Below are 14,252 nucleotides of genomic sequence, written 5' to 3'. Positions count from 1 at the left end.
CTTTCGTGCTGCCGGGGCGTACGTCTATACGCTTCACCTTGCTTTTTCGGAGTAACTCGGAGGACAGCTGTGGGACGACTCTTCGGCACGGACGGTGTGCGCGGTGTCGCCAACGCGGATCTGACGGCGGAGCTGGCGCTCGGCCTGTCGGTCGCTGCGGCGCACGTGCTCGCCGAGGCGGGGACCTTTGAAGGACACCGGCCGACCGCCGTGGTCGGCCGTGACCCGCGTGCGTCGGGAGAGTTCCTGGAGGCCGCCGTCGTGGCGGGCCTGGCGAGCGCGGGCGTGGACGTCATGCGCGTGGGCGTGCTGCCCACCCCGGCCGTCGCGTTCCTGACGGGCGCGCTCGGTGCCGACCTGGGCGTGATGCTCTCGGCCAGCCACAACGCGATGCCGGACAACGGCATCAAGTTCTTCGCGCGCGGCGGCCACAAGCTGGCCGACGAGCTGGAGGACCGCATCGAGTCCGTGTACGAGCAGCACCGCACCGGTGAGCCGTGGGACCGGCCGACCGGCGCGGGCGTCGGCCGCGTGGCCGACTACCAGGAGGGCTTCGACCAGTACGTCGCCCACCTGCTGAGCGTCCTGCCGAACCGGCTCGACGGCCTCAAGATCGTCCTGGACGAGGCGCACGGCGCCGCGTCCGGCGTGTCGCCCGCCGCGTTCCAGCAGGCCGGGGCCGAGGTCATCACCATCGGCGCCACCCCGGACGGGCTCAACATCAACGACGGCTGCGGCTCCACGCACCTCGGCATGCTGAAGGCCGCCGTCGTCGAGCACGGCGCCGACCTCGGCATCGCCCACGACGGCGACGCCGACCGCTGCCTGGCCGTGGACCACACGGGCGCCGAGGTCGACGGCGACCAGATCCTCGCCGTCCTCGCCCTCGCCATGCGCGAGGCCGGGACGCTGCGCGGCGACACGGTCGTCGCGACCGTCATGTCGAACCTGGGCTTCAAGCTCGCCATGGAGCGCGAGGGCCTCCAGCTCGTCCAGACCGCGGTCGGCGACCGCTACGTCCTGGAGTCGATGAAGGAGCACGGCTACGCGCTGGGCGGCGAGCAGTCCGGGCACGTCATCGTGCTGGACCACGCCACCACCGGCGACGGCACACTCACCGGTCTGATGCTCGCCGCGCGCGTGGCGGCGACCGGGCGTTCCCTGGCCGACCTGGCCGGCGTCATGGAGCGGCTGCCGCAGGTGCTGATCAACGTCAAGGACGTCGACAAGTCGCGGGTGAAGACCTCCGCCGAGCTGGGGACCGCCGTCGCGGACGCCGAGCGCCGGCTGGGCTCCACCGGCCGCGTCCTGCTGCGCCCCTCGGGCACCGAGCCGCTGGTGCGCGTCATGGTCGAGGCCGCCGACATCGAGCAGGCCCGCTCGGTCGCCGGTGAGCTGGCCGACGTGGTGAAGTCCGCGCTGGGCTGAGCCGCGGTCGTACGCGTACGAGGAAGGGCGCCCCGCCGACCGACCGGCGGGGCGCCCTTCGCGTGGCTCAGGCCTTGACCGGCCCGCGGCGGCGCTGCCGGGCCCAGAAGAACTTCTGCGCCAGCAGCGTCAGCGTGCCGGCGAGGACGATCGCGAGCAGGTTCAGCAGCAGCTGCTCGACCGAGCCCCTGGTCTGGCCGAGGTCGCCGTACGCCAGCGCCACCGCCGCGTTGGCCGCCGCCGGGACGGTGGTGACCGAGATGGCCACCCCGACCAGCGCGCCGGACTTGGCCGAGGTGAGCGACAGGGTGCCCGCGGCGCCCGCGAGGAGGCCGACGACGAAGGAGAACCAGTCGGGGGCGTAGACGAACCCGGTGTTCGGCCGGTCGCCGTGCAGCATGTCCTCGGTGAACAGGCCCGTGGCGTTCATGCCCAGGCTGAACAGCACCGTCAGGCCCATGGCGGCCGCGAAGCCCACGAGCAGCGCCACCAGGGACCGGCCGGCGAGCCGGGGCCGGCGCTGCACCAGCGCCGTACAGACACCGGCGAGCGGGCCGAACTCGGGGCCGACGGCCATCGCGCCGACGACCAGGATCGCGTTGTCCAGCACCACACCACAGGCGGCGATCATCGTGGCGAGCGTCAGGAACGCCACATACGTCACGCTGAGCGTCGACTCCTCGTGCGTGGCGTCCTGGAGCTGCTCCCACAGCACGGCGTCCGCGCCCTCGCCCGGCGCGTCCTCCTCGGCCTGGTTCGCGCGCTCCGACAGCGACAGGCCGATGTCCTCGACGGCGATCGAGCCGTCCCGGTCCAGCCCCAGGGCGCGCAGGCCGGAGATCAGCTCGTCGCCCGCCTCCCGCGCCACGTCGCACAGCACCAGGTCGCCCACCGGGTCGCGGGCGGCGCCGGGAACGACGACGAGGTGCGTGGTGCCGACCGTCTTCTCGATGGCGGCGACCACCTCGTCGGTGCGGTCGGCCGGGACGATCAGGCGCAGGTGCAGCACGGACGCGGTCCCTTCACGGCTTTCGGGCCTCAGAGCTTGCGCAGGGAGAGCCGCTGGACCTTGTGGTCCGGGCCCTTGCGTACGACGAGGGTGGCACGCCCGCGCGTCGGCGCGACGTTCTCCAGCAGATTCACCTTGTTGATCGTCCGCCACATGGTACGGGCGTAGTCGAGCGCCTCCTCCTCGCTGACCTGCGTGTACTTGCGGAAGTACGAGGAGGGGTCCTGGAACGCGGTGGCGCGCAGCTTGCGGAAACGATTCAGGTACCAGGCCTCGATGTCCTCGGGGCGCGCGTCGACGTACACGGAGAAGTCGAAGTAGTCCGCCAGGCCGACGCGGGTGCGGCCGTCCTTGCCGGGCAGCGCGGGCTGGAGGACGTTGAGGCCCTCGACGATCAGGATGTCCGGGCGCCGGACCGTGAGGCGCCGGCCGGGGACGATGTCGTAGATCAGGTGCGAGTAGACGGGCGCGGTGACCTCGTCCTTGCCGGCCTTGATGTCGGCGACGAACCGGGTCAGGGCGCGCCGGTCGTACGACTCGGGGAAGCCCTTCCTGGACATCAGGCCGCGCGCCTGGAGCTCCTTCATGGGGAGCAGGAACCCGTCGGTCGTGACCAGCTCCACGCGCGGGTGCTCCGGCCAGCGGGCGAGGAGCGCCTGGAGGAGCCGGGCGACGGTGGACTTGCCGACGGCGACCGAACCGGCGACCCCTATGACGAACGGGGTGCCGCGCTGGGCGCTCTTCTGGCCGACGTCCCCGAGGAACGTGTTGAGCGCGCCGCGGAGGTTGGCGGTGGCGCCCACGTACAGGTTGAGCAGGCGGGAGAGCGGGAGGTAGATGTCGCGGACCTCGTCGAGGTCGATGACGTCACCGAGGCCGCGGAGCCGCTCGACCTCGTCCGCCGTCAGGGGGAGCGGCGTCTTCTCGCGCAGCGCGCTCCACTCCGCACGGGTGAGGTCGACGTACGGGGTGGCCTCCGCACGGCGGTGGGCGGCGGCGCTTCGTGGCGGCGAAGTGATCACACAGGCCATTGTCGTCCTTGCCGCGGTGTCGTGGGCCGTGTGCTCGGTCACCCTCGGCCGCGCTCCGGCCGCCCGTCGCCTGTCCCCGGGCGTCCCCCGTCGTCCGGAATGTCAGTGGCGTGCGTCACAGTTGTGGGGAAGGTGGGCGTCGGTGCTCCGGCGTCCGCCGGTACGACCCGAGCCGAGGGGATCACTTCCATGACGTACGCGATCCAGGCGGAAGGCCTGGCCAAGCGGTTCAAGGAGACCGAGGCGCTGGCCGGCGTGGACCTCGCCGCCCGCACCGGCACGGTGCTGGGGCTGCTGGGGCCGAACGGGGCGGGGAAGACCACCGCGGTGCGGATCTTCGCCACGCTGCTGGAACCCGATGCCGGCCGGGCCACGGTCGCCGGGCACGACGTGGTGCGCGAGGCGGGGCTCGTGCGCTCGCTCATCGGCCTCACCGGGCAGTACGCGGCGGTCGACGAGAACCTGACGGGCACGGAGAACCTGCTGCTGATCGGGCGCCTGCTGGGGATACCGCGGCGGGAGGCCAGGGCGCGGGCGACGGAGCTGCTGGAGCGCTTCCAGCTGACCGGCGCGGCGGGGCGCGCCGTGAAGACGTACTCCGGGGGCATGCGGCGCCGGCTGGACCTGGCGGCGAGCCTCGTGGGGCGGCCCCGGATCCTGTTCCTCGACGAGCCGACCACCGGCCTGGACCCGCGCAGCCGGGGAGAGCTGTGGGACATGCTGCGCGGCCTGGTCGCCGAGGGCGTCACCGCCCTGCTGACCACGCAGTACCTCAACGAGGCCGACCTGCTCGCCGACAACATCGTGGTGATCGACCATGGCCGGGTCATCGCCGAGGGCACGCCCGACCAGCTGAAGTCGCAGGTCGGCGGCCAGGTCCTCCAGCTGCGCCCGGTGCACGGCTCCGACCTGGTGACGGCCCACGGGCTGGTCGCCCGGGCCGCTGGGCCGCAGACGCAGATCGAGGGCGACGTGATCACCGCTCCGGTGAACGGCCCGGAGCTGATGCCCATCGTCGTACGGGAGCTGGACGGCGCCGGGATCGCGATGGGCGAGCTGACCCTGCGCCGCTCGTCCCTCGACGAGGTGTTCCTGGCCCTGACCGGGCACCGGGCCGAGTCGGAGGACGGCCAGGAGGAACCGGAGCCGGACGACAGCGACATCGAGAAGGTGGTGAGTTCGGCATGACCGCCACGACGATCACCGCGCCCGTCACGCCGAGCGGCCGGGTCCGCCCGGGCGCCGGCCTGCGGCAGACCGTCACCATGGCGTGGCGCAGCCTGGTCGCGGTCAAGCACAATCCGCTGGAGCTGGTCGACTACAGCATCACGCCGATCATGTTCGTGCTGCTGTTCACGTACGTGATGGGCGGCCAGATGGCCGGATCGCCCGACGCGTACCTGAAGTACGCCCTGCCGGGGATCATCGTGCAGAACACGCTGTTCATGACGATCTACACGGCGATGGCCCTCAACACCGACCTGACCAAGGGCGTCTTCGACCGGCTGCGGAGCCTGCCGATCGCCCGCTCGGCGCCGCTGATCGGCCGGATCACCGCCGACCTGGCCAAGCACGTCTGGGCGATCGTCCTGATGATCGCCCTCGGGCTCGCGCTGGGCTTCCGCGTCACCGGTGGCTTCGGCGGGCTCCTGCTGGGCGTGCTGCTGATCGTGGTGTTCGCGGCGGCCGTGTCGTGGTGCGCGGTGCTCATCGGGATGCTCGCGGGCGACGCGGAGAAGGTGCAGGCCTTCGGGTTCACCCTGATCTTCCCGATCACCTTCACCAGCAGCGCGTTCGTCGTGGTCGACACCATGCCGGGCTGGCTCCAGGCCTGGGTGAACGTCAACCCGGTCACCCATCTGTCGGACGCCTTCCGCGGGCTGCTGCTGGGCGGCGAGATCGGCCGGCCGGTGATGTGGTCCCTGGTCTGGGCGGCCGGCATAGCCCTCGTCTTCTGCCCGCTGGCCATGCGCGCCTACCGGGCGAAGGCCTGACCCGGGTGGCCTTGCCGCCGGCGGCGGCCGGACCGTTCTAGGCTGCTCGGCATGTGCGGAATCGTGGGGTACGTCGGCGGGCAGTCGGCGCTTGATGTGGTGATCGCGGGCCTCAAGCGGCTCGAGTACCGGGGCTACGACTCGGCCGGTGTCGCGGTTCTCGCGGACGGCTCGATGGCCGCGGCGAAGAAGGCGGGCAAGCTCGTCAACCTGGAGAAGGAACTGGACGCCCGGCCGCTGCCGACCGGCAGCGCGGGCATCGGGCACACCCGGTGGGCCACGCACGGCGGGCCGACCGACGCCAACGCGCACCCGCACCTCGACAACGCGGGCCGGGTCGCCGTCGTCCACAACGGCATCATCGAGAACTTCGCGTCGCTGCGCGAGGAACTGGCCGGGCGCGGGCACACCCTGGAGTCCGAGACGGACACCGAGGTCGTCTCGCACCTGCTGGCCGAGTCGTTCTCGTCGTGCGGCGACCTCGCGGAGGCGATGAGGCTGGTGTGCCGGCGGCTGGAGGGCGCCTTCACCCTGGTCGCCGTGCACGCCGACCAGCCGGACGTGGTCGTCGGCGCCCGGCGCAACTCGCCGCTGGTCGTCGGGGTCGGCGAGGGCGAGGCGTTCCTCGCCTCGGACGTGGCCGCGTTCATCGACCACACCCGCTCGGCGGTCGAACTCGGCCAGGACCAGGTGGTGGAGCTGCGCCGGGACGGGGTGACGGTCACCGACTTCGACGGGGCGCCGGCGGACGTCCGCGCGTATCACGTGGACTGGGACGCCTCGGCGGCCGAGAAGGGAGGGTACGACTACTTCATGCTCAAGGAGATCGCCGAGCAGCCCAAGGCGGTCGCCGACACCCTCCTGGGCCGGATCGACGCGGGAGGCTCGCTGACCCTGGACGAGCTGCGGATCCCCGACGCGGTGCTCCGTGAGGCGCACAAGGTGGTCGTCGTGGCGTGCGGGACGGCGTTCCACGCCGGTCTGATCGCCAAGTACGCCATCGAGCACTGGACCCGCATCCCGTGCGAGGTGGAGCTGGCGAGCGAGTTCCGCTACCGCGACCCGATCCTCGACCAGCGGACGCTGGTGATCGCGATCTCGCAGTCCGGCGAGACCATGGACACCCTCATGGCGCTGCGCCACGCACGGGCGCAGGGGGCGCGGGTGCTGGCCGTCTGCAACACCAACGGTTCCACGATCCCGCGCGAGTCGGACGGAGTGCTGTACACGCACGCCGGGCCGGAGGTGGCGGTCGCGTCCACCAAGGCGTTCCTGACCCAGCTCGTGGCGGTGTACCTGCTCGCGCTGTACCTCGGGCAGTTGCGCGGCACGAAGTGGGGCGACGAGATCCGAGCGGTCGTCAAGGACCTGGCGCGGATCGCGGACGACGTCGACCGCGTCCTGGAGACCATGGAGCCGGTGCGGGAGCTGGCCCGGTCGCTGGCCGACAAGAAGACGGTGCTGTTCCTCGGCCGGCACGTGGGCTACCCGGTGGCCCTGGAAGGCGCGCTCAAGCTCAAGGAACTCGCCTACATGCACGCGGAGGGGTTCGCCGCCGGCGAGCTGAAGCACGGGCCGATCGCCCTGATCGAGAAGGACGTCCCGGTCGTCGTCGTGGTCCCCTCGCCGCGCGGCCGCTCCGTCCTGCACGACAAGATCGTTTCCAACATCCAGGAGATCCGGGCCCGGGGCGCACGCACCATCGTGATCGCGGAGGAGGGCGACGAGGCGGTGACGCCGTACGCGGACCACCTGATCCGCGTCCCGGCGACGCCGACGCTGCTCCAGCCGATGGTGTCGACGGTGCCGCTCCAGGTCTTCGCCTGCGAGCTGGCGACCGCCCGGGGCAACGAGGTGGACCAGCCGCGCAACCTGGCGAAGTCGGTCACCGTCGAATGATCATCGGGGTGGGGATCGACGTGGCGGAGATCGACCGGTTCGCCGCGGCGCTCAAGCGGACGCCGCACATGGCGGAGCGGCTGTTCGTGGAGCGGGAACTGCTGCTGCCGAGCGGCGAACGCCGGGGGATCGCCTCGCTCGCGGCGCGGTTCGCGGCGAAGGAGGCCCTCGCGAAGGCGCTCGGCGCGCCCGCCGGGCTCCAGTGGACGGACGCGGAGGTGTACGTCGAGGACACCGGGCAGCCCCGGCTGCGGGTGAGCGGCACGGTCGCGGCCCGCGCCGCCGAACTGGGCGTCCGGCAGTGGCACGTGTCGCTCAGCCATGACGCGGGGGTGGCGTCGGCGGTGGTGATCGCGGAGGGTTGAGCCCATGCGTACCGCTTACCGCGTGGAGACAGTACGGGCCGCCGAGGCCGAGGTGATGGCGAAGCTGCCGGACGGCGCGCTGATGCAGCGGGCGGCGGCGGGCCTGGCCACCACGTGCGCCGGGCTGCTGCGCCGCGTGTACGGCGCCCGCGTGGTGCTGCTCGTCGGCAGCGGCGACAACGGGGGCGACGCGCTGTACGCGGGTGTGCGCCTGGCGCGCCGGGGGGCGGGCGTGTCGGCGGTGCTGCTCGGCTCGCGCGCCCACGAGGCGGGGCTCGCGGCCCTGCTGGGCGCCGGGGGCCGGGTCGCCGACGACCCGTACGGCGTGCTGGCGCGGGCCGATCTCGTGGTGGACGGCATCACCGGGATCGGTGGGCGCGGCGGCCTGCGCCCCGAAGCGGTGCCCGTGGTGCGGGCGGCCCGCGACTCCGGTGCCGTCCTCGTGGCCGTCGACCTGCCGAGCGGGGTGGACGCCGACACGGGCGAGGTTCACGGGGAGGCGGTGCGGGCGGACGCGACGGTCACGTTCGGGGCGTACAAGCCGGGGCTGCTGATCGACCCGGCGCGGGAGTACGCGGGTGCGCTGCGGCTCGTCGACATCGGGCTCGCCCTGCCGCCGGCGCCCGAGGTCGAGGCCCTCCAGCACGCGGACGTGGCCCGGCTGCTGCCCGTCCCGGTGGGGGAGAGCGACAAGTACCGGCGCGGCGTCGTCGGGATCGTCGCCGGCTCGGCCCGCTACCCCGGCGCGGCCGTCCTCGCCGTGTCCGGCGCGCTGCGGGGCGGCGCGGGCGCGGTGCGGTACGTCGGTCCGGCCGGCGACGCGGTGCTCGCCCGCCACCCGGAGACCCTGGTGCACGCCGGGCCGCCCGCCAAGGCGGGGCGCGTCCAGGCGTGGGTGATCGGCCCGGGCCTCGGCGACACGCCGGGAGTGGACGACGTCCTCGCCTCCGACGTCCCCGTCCTGGTGGACGCCGACGGTCTGCGGAGCCTCGACCCTCCGGCGGTCCGCGCCCGCCCGGCGCCCACCGTCCTCACCCCGCACGCCGGCGAGGCGGCGGCGCTCCTGGGCACGGCGCGGGAGGACGTGGAGTCCCGGCGCCTGGAGGCGGTACGGGAACTCGCCGGGCGGTACGGCGCGACGGTGCTGCTCAAGGGCTCGACGACCCTCGTCGCCTCACCCACCGGCCCGGTGCGCGTCAACCCCACGGGTACGCCCTGGCTGGCCACCGCCGGCAGCGGCGACGTCCTGTCGGGCCTCACGGGCTCCCTCCTCGCGGCGGGCCTCGCGCCGCGCGACGCCGCGTCGGCCGGGGCGTACCTCCACGGCCTCGCCGCCCGCCACGCCTCCCGCGACGCCCCCGTCGCGGCCTGTGACGTCGCCGAAGCGCTCCCGGGGGCCTGGCGGGACGTGCGGAGCGGCTGAGGCGGGGGCGCCCGGGGCGGCCCGTCTGCCCCCGCCCGCCTCCCGGGCCGGGTGCGCCGCCGCCCCGGGAGCCACACCCGTCCATCCCCGACCGCCACTCGGGTCGCCCCCTGCCAGGCCGCGCCCTGCCGCCCGGCCGCACCCCGTCTGTGGGTGGGCGGGTCTACGGGGACCCGCCACCCGGCCCGGGGGCGACCCGGACCCGCCTGGTCGGCCGTGCCGACCGGACCCACCGTGCCGACCGGGCCCGCCGGACCCGCCTGGTCGGCCGTGCCCCAGGCGCTCCAGAGCCGCCGGGCTCGCCCGGGGTGACCCCGGTCGGGTCGACGCGTGGGCGGGGACGCGGAGGGTGGGGGGCGCGTACCTGAGAGACTGGGCGCGATGAGTGAGACACCGCAGACCCTTCGCGCCCGCGCCGAGATCGACCTCGGCGCGCTGCGCGCCAATGTGCGTGCCCTGCGGGGCCGCGTGGGGCCGGACGTTCAGGTCATGGGCGTCGTGAAGGCCGACGCGTACGGGCACGGGGCGGTGCCCTGCGCGCGGGCGGCGCTGGAGGCCGGGGCCACCTGGCTCGGGACCGCCACGCCCCACGAGGCGCTCGCGCTGCGGGCGGCCGGGATCGACGCGCCCGTGCTGTGCTGGCTGTGGACGCCCGGCGACCCGTGGGACGAGGGCATCCGGGCGGGCCTGGACATGGGCGTGAGCGGGATGTGGGCCCTGGACGAGGTCAAGGAGGCCGCGCGCCGGACCGCACAGCCGGCGCGCGTGCAGCTCAAGGCTGACACCGGGCTCGGGCGCAACGGCTGCCAGCCCGCCGACTGGCCCCGGCTCGTCGGCGAGGCGCTCACCGCCCAGCGCGAGGGCCTGTTGAAGGTCACCGGCCTCTGGTCGCACTTCGCGTGCGCCGACGAGCCCGGGCACCCCTCCATCGGCGCCCAGCTGGAAACGTTCCACGAGATGCTCACGTACGCCGAGAAGGCCGGCGTCGAGCCCGAGGTGCGGCACATGGCCAACTCCCCGGCCACGCTCACCCTCCCCGAGACGTACTTCGACCTCGTCCGCCCCGGGATCGCGACGTACGGGGTCTCGCCGAGCCCGGAGGTCGGGACGTCCGCGGACCTCGGGCTGCGGCCCGTCATGCGGCTGGTCGGCAGCGTCGCACTCGTCAAGGACGTGCCGTCCGGGCACGGCGTCAGCTACGGCCACCACTACGTCACCGAGGGCCCCACCAGCCTCGGGCTCGTACCCCTCGGGTACGCCGACGGCATCCCCCGCCACGCCTCCGGGCGCGGCCCGGTGCTGGTCGGCGGCAGGGTCCGGACGGTGGCCGGACGGGTCGCGATGGACCAGTTCGTCGTCGACCTTGAGGGGGACGATGTCGAACCCGGTGCACAAGCCGTGCTGTTCGGGGCAGGCGATGACGGTGAGCCGACCGCCGAGGACTGGGCGCGCGCCGCGGACACGATCGCGTACGAGATCGTGACGCGCATCGGTTCGCGCGTACCGCGCGTCTACCTGAACGAGTAACGGGAGCCTTGAGGAGCAGCCGTAGTGAGTGAGACCAGTTCGGTGGCCGCGGCGGAAGCGATGTCCGCCGCGGCCGGCAATTGGCGCCGCGCCGGTTTCGCCGGGGCCGCGATAGGAGTGGTCGCGGCGGGCGCGGCGGCCGGTGTCGCCATCGAGCGGCTCACCGTCGGGCGCGGCATGCGCCGCAAGGCGCGCCTCGCACTGGACGCGGCCGGCCCGTACGGCTCGCTGCGCGGCACGCCCGGCCGGGCCGAGGCCGACGACGGCACCCCGCTGTACTACGAGGTCGACGAGGTGGAGGCGGACGGCAGCGCGCCGCGCCGCCGCCGGCTCTTCGGGCGCCGCACGCCCGGCCCCGTCACCGTCGTCTTCAGCCACGGCTACTGCCTCAACCAGGACTCCTGGCACTTCCAGCGCGCAGCCCTGCGCGGCCTGGTCCGCACCGTCCACTGGGACCAGCGCAGCCACGGCCGTTCCGGGCGGGGCGCCGCCCAGCAGGGCCCGGACCGGGTGCCGGTCTCCATCGACCAGCTCGGCCGCGACCTCAAGACGGTCCTCGACGCCGCCGCGCCCGAGGGCCCGCTGGTGCTGGTGGGGCACTCGATGGGCGGCATGACGGTGATGGCGCTGGCCGAGCAGTACCCGGAGCTCATCCGCGAGCGGGTCGTCGGCGTCGCCTTCGTCGGCACCTCGTGCGGCAACCTCGGCGAGGTCAACTACGGGCTGCCCGTCGCGGGCGTGAACGCCGTGCGCCGGGTGCTGCCCGGGATACTGCGGGCGCTCGGCTCGCAGGCGGAGCTGGTGGAGCGCGGGCGGCGGGCCACCGCGGACCTGTTCGCGGGGCTCATCAAGCGCTATTCGTTCTCGTCGCGGGACGTGGACCCGGCGGTCGCCCGGTTCGCCGAGCGCATGATCGAGGGCACCCCCATCGACGTGGTCGCCGAGTTCTACCCGGCGTTCACCGAGCACGACAAGGCGGAGGCGCTGGGCGTCTTCGCCGAGGTGCCGGTGCTGGCGCTGGCCGGGGACCAGGACCTGGTGACGCCGAGCTCCCACACCGAGGCCATCGCCGGCCTGCTCCCGGACGCGGAGCTGGTCATCGTCCCCGACGGCGGCCACCTGGTGATGCTGGAGCACCCCGAGACGGTCACCGACCGGCTCGCGGACCTGCTGGTCCGGGTCGGTGCCGTATCGGCAGCGACTAACGTTGGCACGTATGGAAGCACCGCACAGCCCGGCCCCTGAGGGGGCCACGGCCACCGCCCGTCTCACCCTGCACGCCCCCGAGCAGACCCAGGACCTGGGCCGCACGCTCGCCAAGCTGCTGCGCCCCGGCGACCTCGTCATGCTCACCGGCGAGCTCGGCGCCGGCAAGACGACGCTGACGCGCGGGCTCGGCGAGGGCCTCGGGGTGCGCGGCGCGGTGACGTCCCCGACGTTCGTCATCGCGCGCGTCCACCCGTCCCTCACCGGCGGCCCCGCCCTCGTGCACGTCGACGCCTACCGGCTGGGCGGCGGGCTCGACGAGATGGAGGACCTCGACCTCGACGTCTCGCTGCCCGACTCGGTGGTGGTCGTGGAGTGGGGCGAGGGCAAGGTGGAGGACCTCACGGACGACCGGCTGCACGTCGTCATCCACCGGGTCGTCGGCTCCACCGACGACGACCGGCGGGTCGTGACGCTGAGCGGGTACGGGGAGCGCTGGGCGGGCGTGGACCTGGCGCTGGGGTGACGGGGTGGACGGGGCGAGGGGGAGACGGGCCGACGGGGTGACGGGGCGACGGCGTCACGCAGCGTGCCCGCCGTAGTTTCCGACAAGACGTCGGCATGATGTTGCGCCGTACCTCCGAGGCGTGGTCCCATGGAGACCAGGACCTGGTTAGGTGTACCTAACCATGCCCCCGTAGCCCCAGGAGGCGACCATGCCGACGTCCGAGCAGAATGTGTCGATGCGTGATCTGCTGGCGTCGTGCGCGGCGGCCAGCGCCGTCTCCACGCCGCCAGGGACCGCTGACGCCGACCAGACTCCCGCGCCCGGCGTCGGGGACGTTCTGGACGCGCGGGAGACGAACTCCGCCGCCGACAGGACCGCCGAGACCGCCCCGGAACGCCGCCGGGCGGCCTGAGCGCCGACCGCCAGGCATCAGCGCTACTCCGCGTGATCCGCGACCCCATGTGCGCCGTGCACGCCCCCTGCCAGGGCGCGGGTGCGCGGGTGCGCGGGTTCCGTTCGGCGCCGGTGAGGCCTACGGGACGACGACGACCTTCGAGTTGACCGTCGCGAACGTCCACATCGCGTTGCCGTCGGTCCGCTTCATGCGGATGCCGCCCGTCCGGCGCTGCGGGTCCGGGGTGGCCATGGTGCCGTCGACCGCCGCGCTGAAGCCGATCGTCACGCCGTCGACGCTCGCGAACCGCACCACGTGCTCGATCCTGACGCCGTCGGAGCCGGACACGCTGCCCGAGCGCGACGTCACGGCGTACGTGCCCGGAGCCGGGTCGACCGTGCTCGGCATCACCGCGAACGTACGCGCCACCACGTTTTTCTCGTCCACCAGCCACACCCGCCGCTCACCGAGCGAGTACACCACCCGCACGCCCGAGCCCGACTGCTTCGGCAGCGCGAGCGCCGTGACGGCGGGGTCCTTCGGGAGGGCGCCGGGCGCGGGGGCCGACGGCGACGCGGCGGGGGCGGGCGAGCCGGCCTTCAGGTCGGCCGGGGCACTGGCCGACGCCTGGTAGGCGAGGAAGGCGACCGCCGCCATGGCCGCCGCGGTGAGCCCGGCCACGAATCCCGAGCTGCTCCTTGCCACGTTGCTGCCCACCTCTCCCACGTACGTATGCGGTGTGACCGTAGCAGGATCACGCACGGGACCCGGGGCGCCGTGCGCGGCGCCCCGGAGCCGTAGGCTGTTCGCGTGCTCTTGCTCGCCATGGATACCGCCACACCCGCCGTCACCGTCGCCCTCCACGACGGGGACTCCGTCGTCGCCACCTCCACCCGGGTCGACGCGCGCCGGCACGGGGAACTCCTGCTGCCCGCCGTCCACCAGGTGCTCCGGGAGGCCGGCCGCAAGCTCGACGCCGTGACCGGCATCGTCGTCGGCGTCGGCCCGGGCCCGTACACCGGACTGCGGGTCGGCCTGGTGACGGCGGCGACCTTCGCGTCGGCGCTCGGCGGGGTGCCGGTGCACGGACTGTGCACGCTGGACGGGCTCGCGTACGCCTCCGGGATCGAGGAGCCGTTCGTCGTGGCGACGGACGCGCGCCGCAAGGAGGTCTACTGGGCGCGGTACGACGACTGCCGCACCCGTGTCACGGACCCGTCCGTCGACCGGCCCGCCGACATCGCGCAGCGGGTCGCGGGCCTCCCGGCGGTCGGCGCCGGCGCGCGCCTGTACGGCGAGGTGTTCCCGGACGGCCGCGACCCCGAGCACCAGTCCGCCGCCGCGCTCGCATCGCTGGCCGCCGAGCGGCTGAGGGCGGGCGGGGCGTTCGAGGAGCCGCGCCCCCTGTACCTGCGGCGCCCCGACGCGCAGGTACCGAAGAACTACAAGGTGGTCACCCCGAAGTGAC

The 14,252-nt window shown here is 73.8% G+C and carries 14 protein-coding genes; 11 read left to right on the top strand and 3 right to left on the bottom strand.

Going from position 1 to position 14,252, the window contains the following annotated elements:
* Window positions 1–69: 69 nt before the first annotated feature.
* Window positions 70–1,428 (top strand): phosphoglucosamine mutase, encoded by a 1,359-nt coding sequence (gene glmM / locus EIZ62_RS12715; RefSeq protein ID WP_156692822.1) that lies wholly within the window; start codon window positions 70–72, stop codon window positions 1,426–1,428.
* Between the two features lie 67 nt (window positions 1,429–1,495).
* Here the strand turns inward: glmM and EIZ62_RS12710 are convergent, their stop codons facing one another.
* Window positions 1,496–2,437, bottom strand: coding sequence for a DUF389 domain-containing protein (locus tag EIZ62_RS12710; RefSeq protein ID WP_156692821.1), 942 nt, complete (start codon window positions 2,435–2,437; stop codon window positions 1,496–1,498).
* 29 nt (window positions 2,438–2,466) lie between these two features.
* Entirely contained in the window at window positions 2,467–3,459 is a 993-nt protein-coding gene (gene coaA, locus EIZ62_RS12705) for a type I pantothenate kinase (RefSeq protein ID WP_425281814.1), read from the bottom strand.
* Window positions 3,460–3,657: 198 nt separating this feature from the next.
* Between coaA and EIZ62_RS12700 the strand changes: the two genes are divergently transcribed.
* From EIZ62_RS12700 to EIZ62_RS12660, 9 genes are all read left to right on the top strand, one after another.
* The gene (locus EIZ62_RS12700) at window positions 3,658–4,656 is read left to right on the top strand and encodes an ATP-binding cassette domain-containing protein (protein WP_156692819.1); all 999 of its coding nucleotides are present in this window, start codon (window positions 3,658–3,660) and stop codon (window positions 4,654–4,656) included.
* On the top strand, window positions 4,653–5,462 hold the full coding sequence (locus tag EIZ62_RS12695) for an ABC transporter permease (protein WP_156692818.1): 810 nt from the start codon (window positions 4,653–4,655) through the stop codon (window positions 5,460–5,462). The genes EIZ62_RS12700 and EIZ62_RS12695 overlap by 4 nt, the downstream gene beginning before the upstream one ends.
* Window positions 5,463–5,513: 51 nt before the next feature.
* On the top strand, window positions 5,514–7,361 hold the full coding sequence (glmS, locus tag EIZ62_RS12690; RefSeq protein ID WP_156692817.1) for a glutamine--fructose-6-phosphate transaminase (isomerizing): 1,848 nt from the start codon (window positions 5,514–5,516) through the stop codon (window positions 7,359–7,361).
* A complete protein-coding gene (locus EIZ62_RS12685) occupies window positions 7,358–7,726 on the top strand; it encodes a holo-ACP synthase (RefSeq protein WP_156692816.1) in 369 nt (122 codons plus the stop codon). Before glmS ends, EIZ62_RS12685 begins: the two co-directional genes overlap by 4 nt.
* Before the next feature lie 4 nt (window positions 7,727–7,730).
* Complete coding sequence (locus EIZ62_RS12680; RefSeq protein WP_156692815.1) at window positions 7,731–9,149, top strand: NAD(P)H-hydrate dehydratase; 1,419 nt, start codon at window positions 7,731–7,733, stop codon at window positions 9,147–9,149.
* Between the two features lie 381 nt (window positions 9,150–9,530).
* Entirely contained in the window at window positions 9,531–10,676 is a 1,146-nt protein-coding gene (alr, locus tag EIZ62_RS12675; RefSeq protein WP_156692814.1) for an alanine racemase, read from the top strand.
* A gap of 60 nt (window positions 10,677–10,736) precedes the next feature.
* Window positions 10,737–11,921 carry an alpha/beta fold hydrolase gene (locus EIZ62_RS12670; RefSeq protein ID WP_425281875.1) on the top strand — a complete coding sequence of 395 codons (1,185 nt, stop codon included), beginning with the start codon at window positions 10,737–10,739 and terminating at the stop codon, window positions 11,919–11,921.
* Window positions 11,893–12,408, top strand: coding sequence for a tRNA (adenosine(37)-N6)-threonylcarbamoyltransferase complex ATPase subunit type 1 TsaE (gene tsaE, locus EIZ62_RS12665; RefSeq protein WP_156692812.1), 516 nt, complete (start codon window positions 11,893–11,895; stop codon window positions 12,406–12,408). Before EIZ62_RS12670 ends, tsaE begins: the two co-directional genes overlap by 29 nt.
* A gap of 190 nt (window positions 12,409–12,598) precedes the next feature.
* Complete coding sequence (locus EIZ62_RS12660; RefSeq protein WP_156692811.1) at window positions 12,599–12,802, top strand: hypothetical protein; 204 nt, start codon at window positions 12,599–12,601, stop codon at window positions 12,800–12,802.
* 120 nt (window positions 12,803–12,922) lie between these two features.
* Here EIZ62_RS12660 and EIZ62_RS12655 read toward each other — a convergent pair whose 3' ends face one another.
* Window positions 12,923–13,465, bottom strand: a complete 543-nt coding sequence (locus EIZ62_RS12655; RefSeq protein WP_156696367.1) for a hypothetical protein — start codon at window positions 13,463–13,465, stop codon at window positions 12,923–12,925.
* A gap of 129 nt (window positions 13,466–13,594) precedes the next feature.
* On the opposite strand from EIZ62_RS12655, the gene tsaB reads away from it, so the two are divergent.
* Complete coding sequence (tsaB, locus tag EIZ62_RS12650; protein ID WP_156692810.1) at window positions 13,595–14,251, top strand: tRNA (adenosine(37)-N6)-threonylcarbamoyltransferase complex dimerization subunit type 1 TsaB; 657 nt, start codon at window positions 13,595–13,597, stop codon at window positions 14,249–14,251.
* Window position 14,252 lies beyond the last annotated feature (1 nt).

Source organism: Streptomyces ficellus, assembly GCF_009739905.1.
Lineage (GTDB): Bacteria > Actinomycetota > Actinomycetes > Streptomycetales > Streptomycetaceae > Streptomyces > Streptomyces ficellus_A.
The sequence above is the reverse complement of the archived record's forward strand: the minus strand, read 5'-3'. Positions and strand labels throughout refer to the sequence as shown.